The organism is Streptomyces sp. NBC_00016, assembly GCF_045040885.1.
Lineage (GTDB): Bacteria > Actinomycetota > Actinomycetes > Streptomycetales > Streptomycetaceae > Streptomyces > Streptomyces coriariae.
The window spans coordinates 5,983,065-5,998,701 of record NZ_CP108304.1 but is presented as its reverse complement, the minus strand read 5'-3'; the positions used below and the strand labels follow the sequence as shown (position 1 = coordinate 5,998,701).

The following is a 15,637-nucleotide window of genomic DNA, read 5'->3' as shown; positions in this document are numbered from 1 at the left end:
CGGCCGGACCGGGGGTGGGGGCGCATCCGTCGAGGCCCGCGGGGCCCTTCAGTGGCAGACGAACTCCTTGTTGGCGGTGCTCCCGCTCAACGTGCAGGTCTGACCGCGGACCGCACCGGCCGGGTCGTGAGCGGTGAGGTCCCAGGTCCCGGCGTTACGGTTCAGGGCCGCGTACCCGAAGACCCCTCCCTGGGTGACGGAGTGATTCACGGGCTGCAGCGGCGTCCCGACCGACTTTCCGATCACGCCGGCGTCGTTCGGCCCCTGCTCCAGGGGGGCTCCCCCGGAGAAGCCCACCGTCACCTGCGGTGGCCGCGTGGTGTTGAAATCGATCATCTGGTAGAGGTGCGCATGGCCGGAGACCACCATGCGGATGTTGTCCGCCAGCCGCCCCAGGGTCGTCCCGGCGACGGCCCTTTCGAGGACCGGGGTGAACGTCTCCAGCGGTGGGCCGACCGATCTCACCATCCACACCGGCTTGTGGGTGACGACGAAGTAGTCGTGGCCGGTCTGCTGCGCCGCGAGCTGGTTCACGGATTCGAACTGCCGGGTGTAGGTCGCCTGCTGCGCGAGGCTTCCGCTGTCGGCCGGGTCGGCGAACGAGGAGTCCACGTTGAGGAGGTGCAGGACACCTGCCCTGATCTCCACCGGATCGGGGTAGAAGGAGCACGATCCGTTGGCTCTGAGTTCGTCGGCGAGGTAGCGGAACCACGCGGCCCCCGCGCCGCCCGTCGCGGGTGGGGTGCGGCAGTCCTCGTGGTTGCCCCGGGTCAGCACGACCGGCGCCATGGCCAGCAGTTTCTCCGCCGGCCTGAAGAAGTCGGCGACCACACAGGCCCAGGTGAATCTGTCCGCCGAGGTCGTGCAGCCCGGATTCGCCGCCTTGTCGTCGGCCTGAGCCGGGTCGTCACGGTAGAGGTAGTCGCCGACATGGATCACGAGGTCCGGTTGGGTCACCTTGGCCGCGCTGTTCGCGATCTGCGGGAACGGCCAGCCGGTCTGGTGGTTGGCGCAGGCCTGATCGGGACCCGCCGTCGTGACGCGGCACCCCGAGTCGCCGATGACGGCGATGGTGCCGGGACGGGTGTTCGCGGTCCAGTTCGGCAGGGGAAGCTCAAGCCCGGGGTGCAGCACGGCCGCGGCGATCGTCGTCTGCACGAGCACCGCGTTGTAGGCCCCGAGGGGCACGACCACCTCGCACACCGTGGTGGGGAACTGCGGCGGCGCGGGACGGCTCAGCAGCCGCATCCGGTAAGCGGTCCGCACGATGCCCAGGGTGTACCGCACGGAGGGGCACGTGCCGGAGGTGTCGGTGGTCACATAGCGGACCTGGGCACCCCGGCTGGTCAGCTGGGTCCATGCCCATGCCTCACCGTTGGGGTTACCGGTCCCTGGTGGCGGAGCGGTCGGCCCCGGCGGCTTCGGGCCTTCGCCGTAGGGCGGGGTCCCTGGCGGAGGGCTCGCCCCCGGCGGCTTCGGCCCTCCGCCGTCGGACGCGGTCCCCGCGAGGGCCGTCCCTACCGAGAGCGCCGCGGTCAGCACTCCCGTCATGGCCACAACGATGGTCCGGCGCATCCTGCTCACGTTCCTCCATCCCGAAACCCTGGGCTCCGACCCGTCCGATCGACGGGCATACCGGGCCATACTCACCAGGGCTTCGGAGGGCCGCACCCCGAACCGGGCGAACGGCGTACGGCGGCGTACGGCGCCGTACGGAGGCGCACACGGGGTCCGGTTCGGGGGCCGAAGGTGCCGTTCAGGACCGGTGTGTTCAGAACCGGTGTTCAGGACCGGTGTGTTCAGGACCGGTGTGTTCCGGCGCCGACCCGGCCGTCCGGCCACAGGCGTGGCCTGCGGCGGGCCGCCAGATCCTCCACCCAGCCGAAGCAGATCACACAGGCCGCGGTGAGCAGCCAGATGGCCGGCAGCTGCGGCCACGGGCTCTCCAGGACCCAGGAGGCGTTCGTCTCCAGCCAGGAGATACCCCACAGCCGGTCCCACAGGGCCTCCACGACCCCGATGCAGACGTTGTGCCACAGGTAGATCGTCACGGCACGGGAGTTGAGCAGGGTGATCAGCCGGTCCCAGCGGCGCAGCCCGGCGGGCCACTCGGACCAGGACGGGCTGAGGTGCAGGAGCAGCAGCACCGCGGCGAAGGACCACAGGGACTGGGCGAAGGGCATGTCGTCCAGGTCGTGGCCCTCCCTGAGGTCGTGGGTCAGGGTGTACCAGAGGCCGATTCCCGCCACTGCGGGCGCCAGGGACGGCACCACGTAACGCGGCAGGCGACGCAGCACGCCCTCCTGGTGCGCCATGCCCAGCAGCCAGCACGCGCCGAACGTGCCGAAGTCGCTGAGCTGGGCCTCCAGCCGCCAGCCCGGCACCGACAGCGCGCCGAACTCCAGGGCGGCGGACAGCGCGACGGGCGCGAGGATCGTCGGCCAGGGCAGCCGGCGCAGGGCACGCAGCAGGAACGGGGAGAGCAGCACGAACCAGAGGTAGGCGCGGATGTACCAGAGGGGTACGCCCAGGTCGCCGGCCCATCCGTCGCTGATCAGCCCGTGCACACCGGGCAGAGCCTCGCCGTACGGCGGGTCGCTCAGCGGCAGGATCCAATAGGCGAGGTGGAGCCACCACCAGCCGGGGTGCCCCTCCTCGTCCGGGCCCCAGCCCGCCACCAGCATGCCCGTCACACCGACCGCGCCCAGCAGCCACAGCGGGGGCAGCAGCCTGCGCAGCCGGCCTCGTACGACTCCCAGCGCGGGACGGGCGGCCAGCGAGCGGGCCATGAGGTTGCCGGCGAGCGCGAACATCACGCCCATGGAGGGGAAGACGACGGGCAGCCAGGCCCAGCCCATCAGGTGGTAGAAGACGACCCGGAAGAGGGCGATGGCCCGGAGCAGGTCGAAGTAGCGGTCCCGGCCACCGCCCTTCTTCCCGGCACCCTTCTTCTCGGCGCCCATCCTCTCGGCGCCCTGCTGCTCTGAGCCCTGCTGTTCTGAACCTTGCTGTTCTGAACCTTGCTGTTCTGAACCCTGCTGCTCTGAGCCCTGCTGCTCGGAGCCCTGCTGCTCCGACACGGTGGTCCGGGCCGACGCGTGGGGCAGTTCGGGCAACTCGGCCGTGGTGTCCGTCGGGTGGGTGCTCATCAGGCCGCTCCTCCGTCCGCGGTCGCCGCCGCCACGCCGGGCGGGGCCGCCACCTGGCCCTTGCGACGGAGTTTCTGCCAGCGCAGCCGGCCGCCGGTGAGGGCGGTGATCCAGGACTGGAGCAGGACGATGTACATCAGCTGGCGGTAGAGGAGTTGCTGGAGCGGGAGGGAGATGAGGGGGGTGAGGCGCTCGCGGTCCAGGACGAAGGCGTACGCCGCGCAGCCCGCCTGGACGGCGAGGACGCCGAACCAGGCCGCGATCGTCTTGCCGGTCGGGCCGAAGAGCAGGCCGTAGACGAGGAAGAGGTCGATGAGCGGGGCGAGGAGCGGGGCGACCACCATGAAGAGGGAGACGAGCGGGAGGCCGACGCGGCCGAAGCGGCCCGACGGTCCGCTCTCGACGAGGGCGCGGCGGTGCTTCCAGATCGCCTGCATGGTGCCGTAGCACCAGCGGTACCGCTGCGACCACAGTTGCTGGACGGACTCGGGCGCCTCGGTCCAGGCGCGCGCCTTCTCCGCGTAGACGACGTGCCAGCCGTCCCGGTGGATGGCCATGGTGATGTCGGTGTCCTCGGCGAGGGTGTCGTCGCTCATGCCGCCGACCCGGTCGAGCGCGCTGCGCCGGAACGCACCCACGGCCCCCGGAATGGTGGGCATGCAGCGCAGGACGTCGTACATCCGGCGGTCGAGGTTGAAGCCCATCACGTACTCGATGTGCTGCCAGGCACCGATCAGGGTGTCCTTGTTGCCGACCTTGGCGTTGCCGGCGACCGCGCCGACCTTCGGGTCGCCGAAGGGCTGGACGAGTTCACGGACCGTGGAGGGCTCGAAGACGGTGTCGCCGTCCATCATCACGATGAGGTCGTGCCGGGCGTTGGCGATACCCCGGTTGAGGGCGGCGGGCTTGCCCGCGTTGAGCTGCCGGACGACGCGGACACCGGGCAGGTGCAGGTCCTCGACGATCCGGGCGGTGCCGTCGCTGGAGCCGTCGTCGATGACGACGATCTCGATCGGGTGCTCGCTCTTCATCAGCGAACGCACCGTGCTCTCGATGCACTTGGCCTCGTTGTAGGCCGGGACGAGCACCGAGGCCGGTTCGGTGACGGGCGCGTCGGGCCCCCAGACGAAGCCTTTGCGGCGGGTACGGCGGGTGTGGATCGCGGAGAGCAGGAGCATCAGCCCGAAGCGGGCGAAGACCAGGACGCCGATGACGGCGAGGCCGACGACCAGGACGGCGGTGATGTCGTCCGAGGCCTCGACCAGGAAGACCCAGGCCTTGCCCTTCCACAGGTCGAGCCCGGTGACCGGGGTGTGCGCGCTCGGGGCCTCCAGGGCCTCGGTGAGGTTCTCGAACGTGTAGCCCTTGCCCTGGAGTTCGGGAAGGTAGGTGTCGAGGGCCCGGACCGTCTGGTGGCGGTCGCCGCCGGAGTCGTGCATCAGGACGATCGCGCCCTTGCCGCCCTGCGGGGTGGAGTTGCGGATGATCTCCCGGACCCCGGGCCTGCGCCAGTCCTCGCTGTCGGCGGTGGTGAAGACGGTGAGGTAGCCACGGGTGCCGACGAACTGCGTGACCGGCCAGGAGGCGTTGTCGAGGGCGTCCGTGCTGGAGGAGTAGGGCGGCCGGAAGAGCGAGGTCCGGATCCCCGCGGCGCCTGCCAGGGCCAGCTGGTTCTGGGTGAGCTCCCAGTCGATGCGCTTCTTCGACTGGTAGGAGAGGTCGGGGTGGTTGAAGGTGTGCAGCCCGATCTCGTGGCCCTCGTCCACCATCCGCCGGACCAGGTCCGGGTAGCGGGAGGCCATGGTGCCGGTGATGAAGAAGACGGCGTGCACGTGGTGCTTCTTCAGGACGTCGAGGACCTCGGGGGTCCACTTCGGGTCGGGCCCGTCGTCGAAGGTGAGCACGATCCGGTGGTCCGGCACGCCCAGGCTGGTCTGCTGCCCGTTCCGGGTGTCGACGACCGGGCCGCCGTCGAGCACCTTCTGCGGCACCTTGTCGGCGGCGGCCTCGGGGCGGATGCGGTAGTCGGCGAGGATCTCGCTGTGCACATAGCCGCGCAGCATCAGCATCGCCATCATCGCGACGAGCACGACGAGCGGCAGCAGATGACGCAGCCGGAGCGACACCAGACGCCGGCGTTCGGGTGACGGCGCGGCGTGCGCGGAGCCGCCCGCCGCGTGCCCCGGAGCACGACCCCGGCCCTGCCTCGGGCCGGACCGCCGGCCGGCGGACCGCCGCCCACCGCCGCGCGGCCCGCCGGCCGAATCACCTCCCGGCGCGTCCCCCGTCGACGGTGAAGCGGACGCGGCGTGGCCGCCGGACGAGTGCGCGGGCTGCCCGACAGCTGACCGTCGGGTCGAGCGGCGGCTGGTACGTGGTGCCATGAGAGGTGGTTCTCCGGGGACGAGGTCGGGCGAGGTACGCGCCGCGAGCTGAAGCGGCGAGGAGCGAGCGTCAAGACATCGCTGACAAATGCGGACTTCATGTACCGGGCCCCGTCACGTCGGGGCCGTCGGGTCGGGTTGTCGGGTCGGGGCTATCGGTTCGGGACCGTCAGGTCGGGTGCTGTCAGTTCGGGGCCGTCGGGTCGGGTGCTGTCAGTTCGGGACTGTCACGTCGGGGCCGTTACTCCGGGGCCGTTGCTCCGGGACCGTCAGGTCGGGTTGTTTCCGGGCCGGTTGCGCGGGGCCCGGCGATGCGGGCCCGACGATCCGGGCCAGGGGCGGACCGGAGTCCGGATCCCGGGGCCGGTCCCGGAGGCGGGAGCCCGAGTCCCGGCGCGGTGGTGGAGCCGTGGTGGAACGACGACGGCCGCCCCCCGCCCGCGTGACCGGAGCCCCGGTCCCGGCCCGGACACCAGGGCTCCAGCCCCTGCCCAGGTGCCCCGGGCGCAGCCGCTGCGGGGGTCGGCGGTGTGGTGTTCGGCGGTGTGGTGTTCGTCGGCCGCCGCTCCGGAGCCGGGCCCGGCGGCGGGTTCACCGTGCGCCGAGGCCGGGGGAGTCCGTGAGGCCGGTCGGCCGACGGCTCGCACGGGTCCCGTTCAGGCTGCCGGGGTCGATGCCGCCGGGACCGGTTCCGGCGGGCCGTCGGCGACCGTGGTGGAGGCCCCGCCGGCCGGGGACGGCTCGGAGGACGCGGAAGGAGAGGCGGCGGGCGAGGACGCCGGCGGTGGCGTGGACGGCGGCGGCGGTGCGACCACCGGGCTGCTCGGGCCGGGCGCCGAGGAGCCCGTGGCCGTCGCGCCGGTGCTGGGGCGGGCGGCCCCGCTCGCCGAGGGCCGCGCCGCCGTGGACGCCTTGCCCGACGGAGCCGCGCTGCCCGACGCACCCGGCGCCGTACTCGCGCCCGGCTTGCCCGGCATCGTGCCGGACGCGGTCGCGGTGGCACCCGAGCCGCCCGGAACCGTGCCGCCGGGAACCCCGTGGCGCGGGCTCGCGGACCTGTCGGGCGCCGACGTGCCGTCCACGTTGCCGGCCGCCGGCTTCTCGTCGGCCTGGCCCGGCACGGGGACCGGCAGCCAGGGCGCGCCCGCGTTGCCCGAGAGCAGCGCGGCCACGATGACGACGGCGTACGCCCCGCAGGCGGTACCCACCACGATGCCGATGCGGCGGAACGTACGGCTGCGCCGGCCCGACTCGTCGACGAACACCGGGACGTCGGAGGCGGCATCGGAACCGTCGGGTCGCCCCTTCTTCAGGGGGTCGAGCTGGACGGTCACCTCGGCCGGGTCGCTCGTCTCCGCGTCCGCGCCGCCGGGCTCCTCTCCCCAGGGGTCCCGGAGGTCGCTCGACCGTTCGTTTTCGGAAAGTCCGTTCGAGATGTTCGAGGCCGACAGGAGACCGCTTTCTCGCGGTACATCCATCAGCGACCGGTATCTGGCGCTTTCCCCCGCCATGGACGTCAGCGGCTGCCCCCCGACCCCTGCCAGACTCTGGGATCCCGGCCCCACGACCGGCACATCCCGGGTCGGCGATGCCACCGCCGGCCACTCCGGTTGGGCGTCTTCTCGCCAATTCTTCATGTGCGTACTTCCCCCCACGGAACTGTTCCGGGTGCGCCGACGACCCTGAGCGCACGCCGATGAACCGGGCCCCCACCCAGCTCTCGCGCCCCATTTATCCCATTGCGCTCAGGTCTACGAATCTAGCGCAGGCTTGGGCCCTGTGTTCGCGATGTGTCATACATGGACAGAATTCACGCCCTTGTCCATGGCTGAAAATCACTCCTGGTCAAGCCTCGGCGGTCGCACTCGATCACCGCGATCACGAAAGTGATCCATCGATGCGCATCACAGATCGAGGCGGTCGGCCCGTTTCATCACACAAGCGACATACACATATAAACGATCGGCGCCGAGAGGGCGGCGGAGAGCCATCCCAGGCATGGCCGGAAAGTTCACTGGCGCCAACACCGGATTGCCCGTTTCCCCCACGCGCCCCATTGACGTGACCACAGCAGCCACATAACTTCCCCCGTCGAAGCGCTTCGACGTCACCCATCGAATCGATTCGATGGACGCACCGTGACGCCCTCAGATCCATCCGACTCCCCTGGAGGCACAGGATGTTGACGGCACGAAGGCGTGTGATGGCACGACGGGGAACGGCGAGCACGGCAGCGGTCCTCGCCGGATCTCTGCTCCTGGCCTCCTGCGGCGGCTCGGACGGCGGCGGCTCCTCCGACGCCAAGACCCTGCGGCTGTGGCACTACGAGGCCCCGAACAGCGCGATGGGCGCGGCCTGGACAGCGGCGATCAAGGAGTTCGAGGCCCAGCACCCGGGCGTGAAGGTGGAGTTCGAGGAGAAGAGCTTCGACCAGATCCAGAAGACCGCCCCGATGGTCCTCAACTCCTCCGACGCGCCCGACCTCATGGAGTACAACAAGGGCAACGCGACGGCGGGCCTGCTCTCCAAGCAGGGGCTCCTCACCGACCTGTCCGCCGAGGTGACGAAGCGCGGCTGGGACAAGCTGCTCAGCCCGGGCGTGCGCACCACCAGCCGGTACGACACGAACGGCGTGATGGGCTCCGGCAAGTGGTACGGCGTGCCCAACTACGCCGAGTACACGATGGTCTACTTCAACAAGGACCTGTTCGCGAAGTACCGGCTCGCCGAGCCGAAGACGCTCGACGACCTGGTCGCGGCGATGGACACCTTCGCCGAGCACAAGATCACCCCGCTCGCCAACTCCGGCGCCGAGTACCCGGCCCAGCAGTACGTCTACCAGCTGGCCCTGTCCAGGGCGGACCGCTCCTGGGTCGACTCCTACGAGCTGTACCAGGGGAAGACCGACTTCCACGACGCCGCCTGGACGTACGCGGCCGACACCTTCGCCGACTGGGTGAAGAAGGGCTACATCGGCAAGAGCTCCACCAGCGCCAAGGCCGAGGACGCGGGCCTCTCCTTCCTGCAGGGCAAGGCACCGGTCCTGTTCTCCGGCAGCTGGTGGTACGGCCGCTTCCAGGACGAGGCGACGTTCGACTGGGGCACCACCCTGTGGCCCGGCTCGAACCTCACCCCGGGCTCCGGCGGCAACCTGTGGGTCGTCCCCAAGAGCGCCCACAACAAGGAGCTCGCCTACGACTTCATCGACATCACCATGTCGAAGAAGATCCAGAACCTGCTCGGCAACAAGGGCGGCGTCCCGGTCGCGGCGGACACCGCCGCCATCACCGACCCGAAGTCCAAGGAGCTCATCGCCAACTTCAACACCCTGTCCGGCCGCGACGGCCTGGCCTTCTACCCTGATTGGCCGGTCCCCGGCTTCTACGACGTCCTCGTCTCCGAGACCCAGAAGCTGATCACCGGCAGCGAGAAGCCCGACGGCTATCTGGACGCGTTGCAGGAGGCGTACGACAAGGGCGTACCGAAGACATGACGGTGACCGTCGAGCGCGGCGGGCGGGTGACCGGCAAGCAGGACAGGTCCCTTCACCCGCGCCGGGCCCGCGATTCCTACGCGCTGTTCCTGCTCCCGGGCGCCCTCGCCTTCCTCGCCGTCGTCATCGTGCCGTTCCTGATGAACACCGGGGTGAGCCTCACCGACTGGCAGGGCGTGGGCAGCCCCGAGTGGGCCGGGCTCGCCAACTACCGCGAGCTGCTGGACGACGCGGAGTTCTGGGAGAGCTTCCGGCACAGCCTCTTCATGGTCGTCGCGATGGCGGCGCTCCCCACGGCCGTCGGACTGGTCCTGGCCGCCGCCCTGTTCGACTACGTCGGCAAGCACTTCGGCAGCCGGACGGCGGCCGTCCTGCGGGCCTGCTTCTACCTCCCGCAGGTGCTGCCGATCGCGGTCGCCGGCATCGTCTGGAGCTGGATCCTCGCGCCCGACGACGGCTCGCTCAACGAGCTGCTCCAGGCCGTCGGTCTCGGCTCCTGGCGGCAGGACTGGCTCGGCGACCCCGACCTCGCGCTCTACAGCGTCATGGGCGTGATGGTGTGGGTGCAGCTCGGCTTCCCGCTGGTCGTCTTCATGGCGGGACTGGAACGCGTCGACCCGCAGCTGTACGAGGCGGCCGAGCTGGACGGCGCCGGCTGGTGGCGCCGCTTCGCGCACATCACGCTGCCGCAGATCCGCCCGGAGATCTACGTCGTCCTGACCTGGTGCACGATCGCCGCGCTGAAGGTGTTCGGCGCGGTGTACGTCCTGACGAAGGGCGGCCCCGGCGGCGCGACGAACGTCCCCTCCTACTTCTCCTTCGCCACGTTCTTCGAGAAGACGCAGGTCGGCTACGGCGCCGCGATCTCCACCGTGCTCACCGTGATCATCCTCGCCCTCTCCCTGGTCGGCCTGCGGCTGCAGACCCGGGCGCAGGACGCGGAGGAAGGACTCCGGACATGAAGGCCGTACGAGCCCTGCGCCGCTACCCGGTCCTCCTGGCCCTCTGCCTGGCCGCCCTCTTCATGATCGTCCCGTTTCTGGTCGTCGCCCTGAACGCGGTCAAGTCCCCGGCGGAGTACGCGCGGAACGGGCCGTTGAGCCTGCCCGACGGCCTGTACCTGGACGGTCTGAAGGACTTCTGGGAGCGCGTCGACTACAGCCGCAAGCTGCTGAACTCGGTCCTGATCAGCGGCTCGGTGGCGGTGGCGGCGGTGGTCCTGTCGGTGCTGAACGCGTACGCGATCGGCATCGGGCGGATCAGGGGACGCACCTGGGTCCTGGCCTTCTTCGTGCTGGCCAACATGCTTCCGCAGGAGGCGCTGGTCTACCCGGTGTACTACCTGAGCAAGCAGGCCGGCCTGTACGACACCCGGCTGAGCGTGATCATCGTCTTCACGGTGATCCAGGCGGCCTTCGGCACCTACCTGCTCTCCGCCGTGCTGAGCCGGTTCCCGCGCGAGATCATCGAGGCGGCCCGGATCGACGGCGCCGACAAGTGGCAGGTGCTGTGGCGGATCGTCGTCCCCGTCAGCCGGCCCACCCTCGGTGTGCTGCTGGTCTTCTTCTTCGTCTGGACCTGGAACGAGTTCCTGCTCCCGCTGGTCATGCTGATCTCCAACGACAACCAGACCGTGTCGGTGGCCCTCGGTGTCCTGCAGGGGCAGCGCCTGATGGACGCCACGATGACCAACGCGGCCGCCCTCCTCGGTGTACTCCCGGCCCTCGTCTTCTTCCTCGTCTTCCAGCGGACCCTCACCCGCGGTATCGCCGTGGGTGCCGTGAAGTAGTGAGGACCGAGCAGTAAGGACCCCCCACCCATGAAGTTCACCGACGGTTACTGGCTGCTGCGCGAGGGCGTCACGGCCGCCCACCCGGCCGAGGTCCTCGACGTCGTCGAGTCGGACGGCGTCCTGGAGATCCACGCGCCGACCCGGCCCATCCGCAGCCGCGGCGACCTGATGACGGGACCGGTCATGACGATCACCGCCCACACCCCGATGCCCGACGTCGTCGGCCTCACCCTCACCCACTTCACGGGCGAGCGGCCCCGCGAGCCGGCCTTCGACCTCACCGAGGCGGAGCCCGCCCCCCTGCTCTCCTACGACGACGCGTACGCGACCCTGACCTCCGGCGCGCTCTCCGTGAAGGTCGCCCGTTCCGGCCCCTGGCACGTGGAGTTCCTCGCCCATGGCCGCACCCTCACCTCCAGCGGCCCCAAGGGCATGGGCATCATGCGGGACGCGGCCACCGGCGGCCACTACCTGCGCGAGCAGCTCAACCTGGGAGTGGGGACCTCCGTCTACGGCCTCGGCGAACGCTTCGGCCCGCTGGTCAAGAACGGCCAGGTCGTCGACATCTGGAACGCCGACGGCGGCACGGCGACCGAACAGGCCTACAAGAACGTGCCGTTCTACCTCACGGACGCGGGCTACGGGGTCTTCGTCGACCACCCGGGCAAGGTGTCCTTCGAGGTCGGCTCGGAGGCCGTGTCCCGGGTCCAGTTCAGCGCCGAGACACAGGAGTTGACGTACTACGTCATCCACGGCCCCACCCCGAAGGACATCCTCCGCAAGTACACCGCCCTCACCGGCCGCCCCGCCCTCCCGCCCGCCTGGTCGTTCGGCCTGTGGCTGTCGACGTCGTTCACCACCTCCTACGACGAGGAGACGGTGACCTCCTTCATCGAGGGCATGCGCGAGCGCGAACTCCCCCTCTCCGTCTTCCACTTCGACTGCTTCTGGATGCGGGAGTTCAACTGGTGCGACTTCACCTGGGACCCACGGGTGTTCCCCGACCCGGAGGGCATGCTGGCCCGGCTGAAGGCGAAGGGCCTGCACGTCAGCGTGTGGATCAACCCGTACATCGCCCAGCGGTCGCCGCTCTTCGCCGAGGGCAGGGCGCTCGGCCATCTGCTGAGGCGGCCGGACGGGAGTGTCTGGCAGTGGGACCTGTGGCAGCCCGGCATGGCCCTCGTGGACTTCACCAGCCCCGCCGCCCGCGACTGGTACGCGGCCAAACTGGAGGCGCTGCTCGCGCAGGGCGTCGACTGCTTCAAGACCGACTTCGGCGAGCGCGTCCCGGTCGACGTGACCTGGTCCGACGGCTCGGACCCGGAGCGGATGCACAACTACTACACGTACCTCTACAACCGCACCGTCTTCGACGTGCTGCGCAAGCACCGGGGCGAGGGGGAGGCGGTCGTCTTCGCGCGGTCGGCGACGACCGGCAGCCAGCAGTTCCCGGTGCACTGGGGCGGTGACTGCGAGGCGACGTACGAGTCGATGGCGGAGTCGCTGCGCGGCGGGCTGTCCCTGGGCCTGTCCGGATTCGGCTTCTGGAGCCACGACATCGGCGGCTTCGAGGGCACACCGACACCGGCGCTGTTCAAGCGCTGGCTGGCCTTCGGCCTGCTGTCCTCGCACAGCAGACTGCACGGCAGTTCCTCGTACCGGGTGCCCTGGCTGTTCGACGAGGAGTCGGTGGACGTGGCCCGGCACTTCACCCGGCTGAAGCTGCGGCTCATGCCCTACCTGTACGAGGCCGCCCGCGTCGCCCACGAGGAGGGCACGCCGATGATGCGGGCGATGGTGCTGGAGTTCCCGGCGGATCCCGGCTGCGCGCACCTGGAACGGCAGTACATGCTCGGCCCGGACCTGCTGGTCGCGCCGGTGTTCAGCGACGCGGGGCATGTGACGTACTACGTCCCCGAGGGCACCTGGACCCACTACCTCACCGGGCGGACGGTGACCGGGCCGCGCTGGGTGAGCGAACGCCACGGGTTCCTCGGCCTGCCGCTGCTGGTGCGGCCGGGCGCGGTCCTCCCGGTGGGCGCCCACGCCGACCGGCCGGACTACCCGCACGCCGACGGGGTCACCCTGCGCACCTACGGCCTGGAGCGCGGCGCCCAGGTGACGGTACGGGTCGGGGACGTGACCTTCACCGTCGTACGGGAGGGGGACACCCTGCGGGCGTCCGCGAGCGACCCCTCGGCGCCGTGGGCGCTGGCGGCCGGGGACCGGGTCGCGCGCGCGGCGGCGGGCACCGGCTTCCTGACCCTGGAGACCGCGGACGACCGGGAGCGGGCCTGATGGTGAAGATCACCGATGTGGCGCGGCACGCCGGGGTCTCCCCCAGCACGGTGTCGTACGCGCTGAGCGGCAAGCGCCCGATCTCCGAGGAGACCCGGCGGCGGGTCGAGGAGGCCGCCCGCACGCTGGGCTACCGCCCGCACGCCGGCGCCCGGGCGCTGGCCAGCAGCCGCTCCAACGTGCTGGCGCTCGTGGTGCCGCTGCGGGCCGGCATCCATGTCCCGGTCGTCATGCAGTTCGCGGTGTCCGTGGTGACGGCGGCCCGGCAGCACGACCACGACGTGCTGCTGCTGACCCAGGAGGAGGGCGAGGAGGGGCTGCGCAGGGTCGCGGACACGGCCCTGGTCGACGCGCTGATCCTGATGGACGTCCAACTCCACGATCCCCGGCTGCCGTTGCTGCGCTCCTTGGACCGGCCGTCCGTGATGATCGGTTTCCCGCTCGAGGCCGACGGGCTGACCTGCATCGACCTCGACTTCCGGGCGGCGGGCGAGCGGTGCGTGGAACATCTGGCGCAGCTCGGGCACCGGGTGGTCGCTCTGGTCGGGTCGCCGCCGGAGGTGTACGTGCGCGGGACGGCCTTCGCGCAGCGCGTGGTCCAGGGGTTCACCGCGGCCGCCGACCGGGCGGGGCTCGCCTCCACCGTCCACCCCTGTGAGGCGACTCCGGCCGCGGCCCGCCGGGTGGCGGAGCAGCTGCTGCGCGAGCAGCCCGCGCTGACGGGGGTGGTGGTCCACAACGAGGCGGTCCTGGAGCCGCTCGTCGACGCGTTCGAGCAGCTGGGGCTGCGGGTGCCGGGCGACCTGTCGGTCACGGCGATCTGCCCGGACGAGCTGGCCGCGGGGCTCCGGGTGCCGGTCACCTCCGTCGCGCTGCCGTCGGCGGAGGTGGGTGTGCGTGCGGTGGAGCTGCTGATGCGCAAGCTCGACGGCGAGGCCGTACCCGGGGCGACCCTGCTGCCGCCCGCGCTGACCCTGCGGGCGAGTACGGCGCCGCGGACGGTCAGTCCACGCTGACCGGGTTGCCGAGGCGGGTCCCCAGGAGCGCGCAGGACACGCCCTGGACGCCTTCGTAGCCCACGGTCCGACCGGGGGCGAGTTCCCGGGCGAGGCGTTCGGCCAGCGTCTCGCCCTCCTCGTGCAGGCGCAGGAACGTGGCGTCCCAGCGGAAGTCGTCACGGTCGGCCAGCCAGGTGTTCATGGCGGCGTCGATGCCGGTCGCCCAGGCGGACAGGTCGGCGACCAGGGCGGCGGACAGGCCGAGGGCGGCCGCGGGGTCGTCCGGGGCGAAGTCGTCGTAGGAGCCTCTGCGGAGCGGGTGCGCGTGGTACTCGCCCAGGAGCGTGATGTGCGGCGGCTCGTCCACCGGGCCTCCCTCTCTTCGTCCGACGTGCGACGACAAGAACCCCGCCGCTCGGGAGCGACGGGGTTCTTGTTCACATGGGATGAGTGGAGATGGCGGGAATCGAACCCGCGTCCAACGGTGCAGAATCAGGGCTTCTCCGTGTGCAGTTCGCTGTGATTTTCTCGGCCCCGGTGATCACGCGAACAAGTCGCCGACGGGCCCAGTCACTGTTTGATTTCCCATCCGACCCCGTGACCGGGCCAGATGGTTTAGTTCCCTAGATTATGCCAGGATCCGGGCCGGGAACACTCCCGGGCTGACACCCTTTAGGGTCCTACATCACTGCTTATTAGGCAGCGAGGGCGTAGGACTGGGAATCGCTCTTGGTATTGGCGATTATTTTTTGCGACATATGGTTTACGAGATCATTGCCGCTTCCTCGACACGCTTCCCCTGCTTCAACAGTCGCTGTCGAAACCGATCATCCCCATGTTGATTTTTCAATCCCTCCGGAGAGGGCCCCTCCGGAGAGGGTTCGCGCCTGCTGTGAGGCACAGGTGCCATCGTACGTGACCAACGCACTACGGTGCCACTGTATTCCCGGCGACCCCGCGGACGGCGGTTACGCGTGCCGCTGCCTGCGCTTCTCCGCCGCGATCACCCGGTCCGTCTCCCGGCGGTCCTGCTGCTCGCGCAGGGTCTGCCGCTTGTCGTACTCCTTCTTGCCGCGCGCCAGCGCGATCTCGGCCTTCGCCCGGCCGTCCTTGAAGTAGACGGCGAGGGCCACGATCGTGTGGCCCGTCTCCTCGGACTTCACCGCCAGCTTGTCGATCTCCTCGCGGTGCAGGAGCAGCTTGCGCTTGCGGCGCGCGGAGTGGTTGGTCCAGCTGCCCTGGAAGTACTCGGGGATGTGCGCGGCGTGCAGCCACGCCTCGTTCCCCTCGATCTGGACGAAGGCGTCGGTCAGCGAGGCGCGCCCCTCGCGCAGCGACTTCACCTCGGTGCCGGTGAGGACGAGACCGGCCTCGTAGACATCGATGATCGCGTAGTCGTGCCGGGCCTTCTTGTTCTGCGCGACGATCTTGCGCTTGCCGTCCTTGACCTTGCCGGACGCGGCCGCCCCACCCTGCTTCGGCTGGGACTCCTTCGGTACGTACATTCCCTTGCTCATAGTGCA

General features: G+C 70.3%; 11 protein-coding genes and 1 other RNA gene. 5 read left to right on the top strand and 7 right to left on the bottom strand.

Annotated elements, in window-relative coordinates; genetic code table 11:
* Positions 1 to 48 precede the first annotated feature (48 nt).
* From OG933_RS26570 to OG933_RS26555, 4 genes are all read right to left on the bottom strand, one after another.
* Positions 49 to 1,320, bottom strand: a complete 1,272-nt coding sequence (locus OG933_RS26570; RefSeq protein ID WP_405629185.1) for a metallophosphoesterase — start codon at positions 1,318 to 1,320, stop codon at positions 49 to 51.
* 479 nt (positions 1,321 to 1,799) lie between these two features.
* Positions 1,800 to 2,963 (bottom strand): acyltransferase family protein, encoded by a 1,164-nt coding sequence (locus tag OG933_RS26565; RefSeq protein WP_405633520.1) that lies wholly within the window; start codon positions 2,961 to 2,963, stop codon positions 1,800 to 1,802.
* Between the two features lie 185 nt (positions 2,964 to 3,148).
* Positions 3,149 to 5,275: a bifunctional polysaccharide deacetylase/glycosyltransferase family 2 protein gene (locus tag OG933_RS26560; RefSeq protein ID WP_405629184.1), complete on the bottom strand. Its 2,127-nt coding sequence runs from the start codon at positions 5,273 to 5,275 to the stop codon at positions 3,149 to 3,151.
* Between the two features lie 914 nt (positions 5,276 to 6,189).
* The gene (locus tag OG933_RS26555; RefSeq protein ID WP_405629183.1) at positions 6,190 to 7,011 is read right to left on the bottom strand and encodes a hypothetical protein; all 822 of its coding nucleotides are present in this window, start codon (positions 7,009 to 7,011) and stop codon (positions 6,190 to 6,192) included.
* Positions 7,012 to 7,712: 701 nt separating this feature from the next.
* Between OG933_RS26555 and OG933_RS26550 the strand changes: the two genes are divergently transcribed.
* Genes OG933_RS26550 through OG933_RS26530 form a run of 5 tightly spaced genes read left to right on the top strand, consistent with a single transcriptional unit; the run spans position 7,713 to position 14,132 of the window.
* Entirely contained in the window at positions 7,713 to 9,026 is a 1,314-nt protein-coding gene (locus OG933_RS26550) for an ABC transporter substrate-binding protein (RefSeq protein ID WP_405629182.1), read from the top strand.
* Positions 9,023 to 9,988 carry a carbohydrate ABC transporter permease gene (locus tag OG933_RS26545; protein ID WP_405629180.1) on the top strand — a complete coding sequence of 322 codons (966 nt, stop codon included), beginning with the start codon at positions 9,023 to 9,025 and terminating at the stop codon, positions 9,986 to 9,988. The genes OG933_RS26550 and OG933_RS26545 overlap by 4 nt, the downstream gene beginning before the upstream one ends.
* Positions 9,985 to 10,815 (top strand): carbohydrate ABC transporter permease, encoded by an 831-nt coding sequence (locus OG933_RS26540; RefSeq protein WP_267022825.1) that lies wholly within the window; start codon positions 9,985 to 9,987, stop codon positions 10,813 to 10,815. The genes OG933_RS26545 and OG933_RS26540 overlap by 4 nt, the downstream gene beginning before the upstream one ends.
* 30 nt (positions 10,816 to 10,845) lie before the next feature.
* Complete coding sequence (gene yicI, locus OG933_RS26535) at positions 10,846 to 13,116, top strand: alpha-xylosidase (protein WP_405629178.1); 2,271 nt, start codon at positions 10,846 to 10,848, stop codon at positions 13,114 to 13,116.
* Positions 13,116 to 14,132, top strand: coding sequence for a LacI family DNA-binding transcriptional regulator (locus OG933_RS26530; protein WP_405629177.1), 1,017 nt, complete (start codon positions 13,116 to 13,118; stop codon positions 14,130 to 14,132). The genes yicI and OG933_RS26530 overlap by 1 nt, the downstream gene beginning before the upstream one ends.
* Here the strand turns inward: OG933_RS26530 and OG933_RS26525 are convergent.
* The 3 genes from OG933_RS26525 to smpB form a co-directional block, all read right to left on the bottom strand.
* Complete coding sequence (locus tag OG933_RS26525; protein WP_362522632.1) at positions 14,119 to 14,481, bottom strand: hypothetical protein; 363 nt, start codon at positions 14,479 to 14,481, stop codon at positions 14,119 to 14,121. The two genes, OG933_RS26530 and OG933_RS26525, sit on opposite strands and share 14 nt — an antisense overlap.
* Positions 14,482 to 14,562: 81 nt before the next feature.
* Positions 14,563 to 14,949, bottom strand: a transfer-messenger RNA (tmRNA) gene (gene ssrA / locus OG933_RS26520).
* A gap of 133 nt (positions 14,950 to 15,082) precedes the next feature.
* A complete protein-coding gene (smpB, locus tag OG933_RS26515) occupies positions 15,083 to 15,631 on the bottom strand; it encodes an SsrA-binding protein SmpB (RefSeq protein WP_327183359.1) in 549 nt (182 codons plus the stop codon).
* Positions 15,632 to 15,637: the final 6 nt, after the last annotated feature.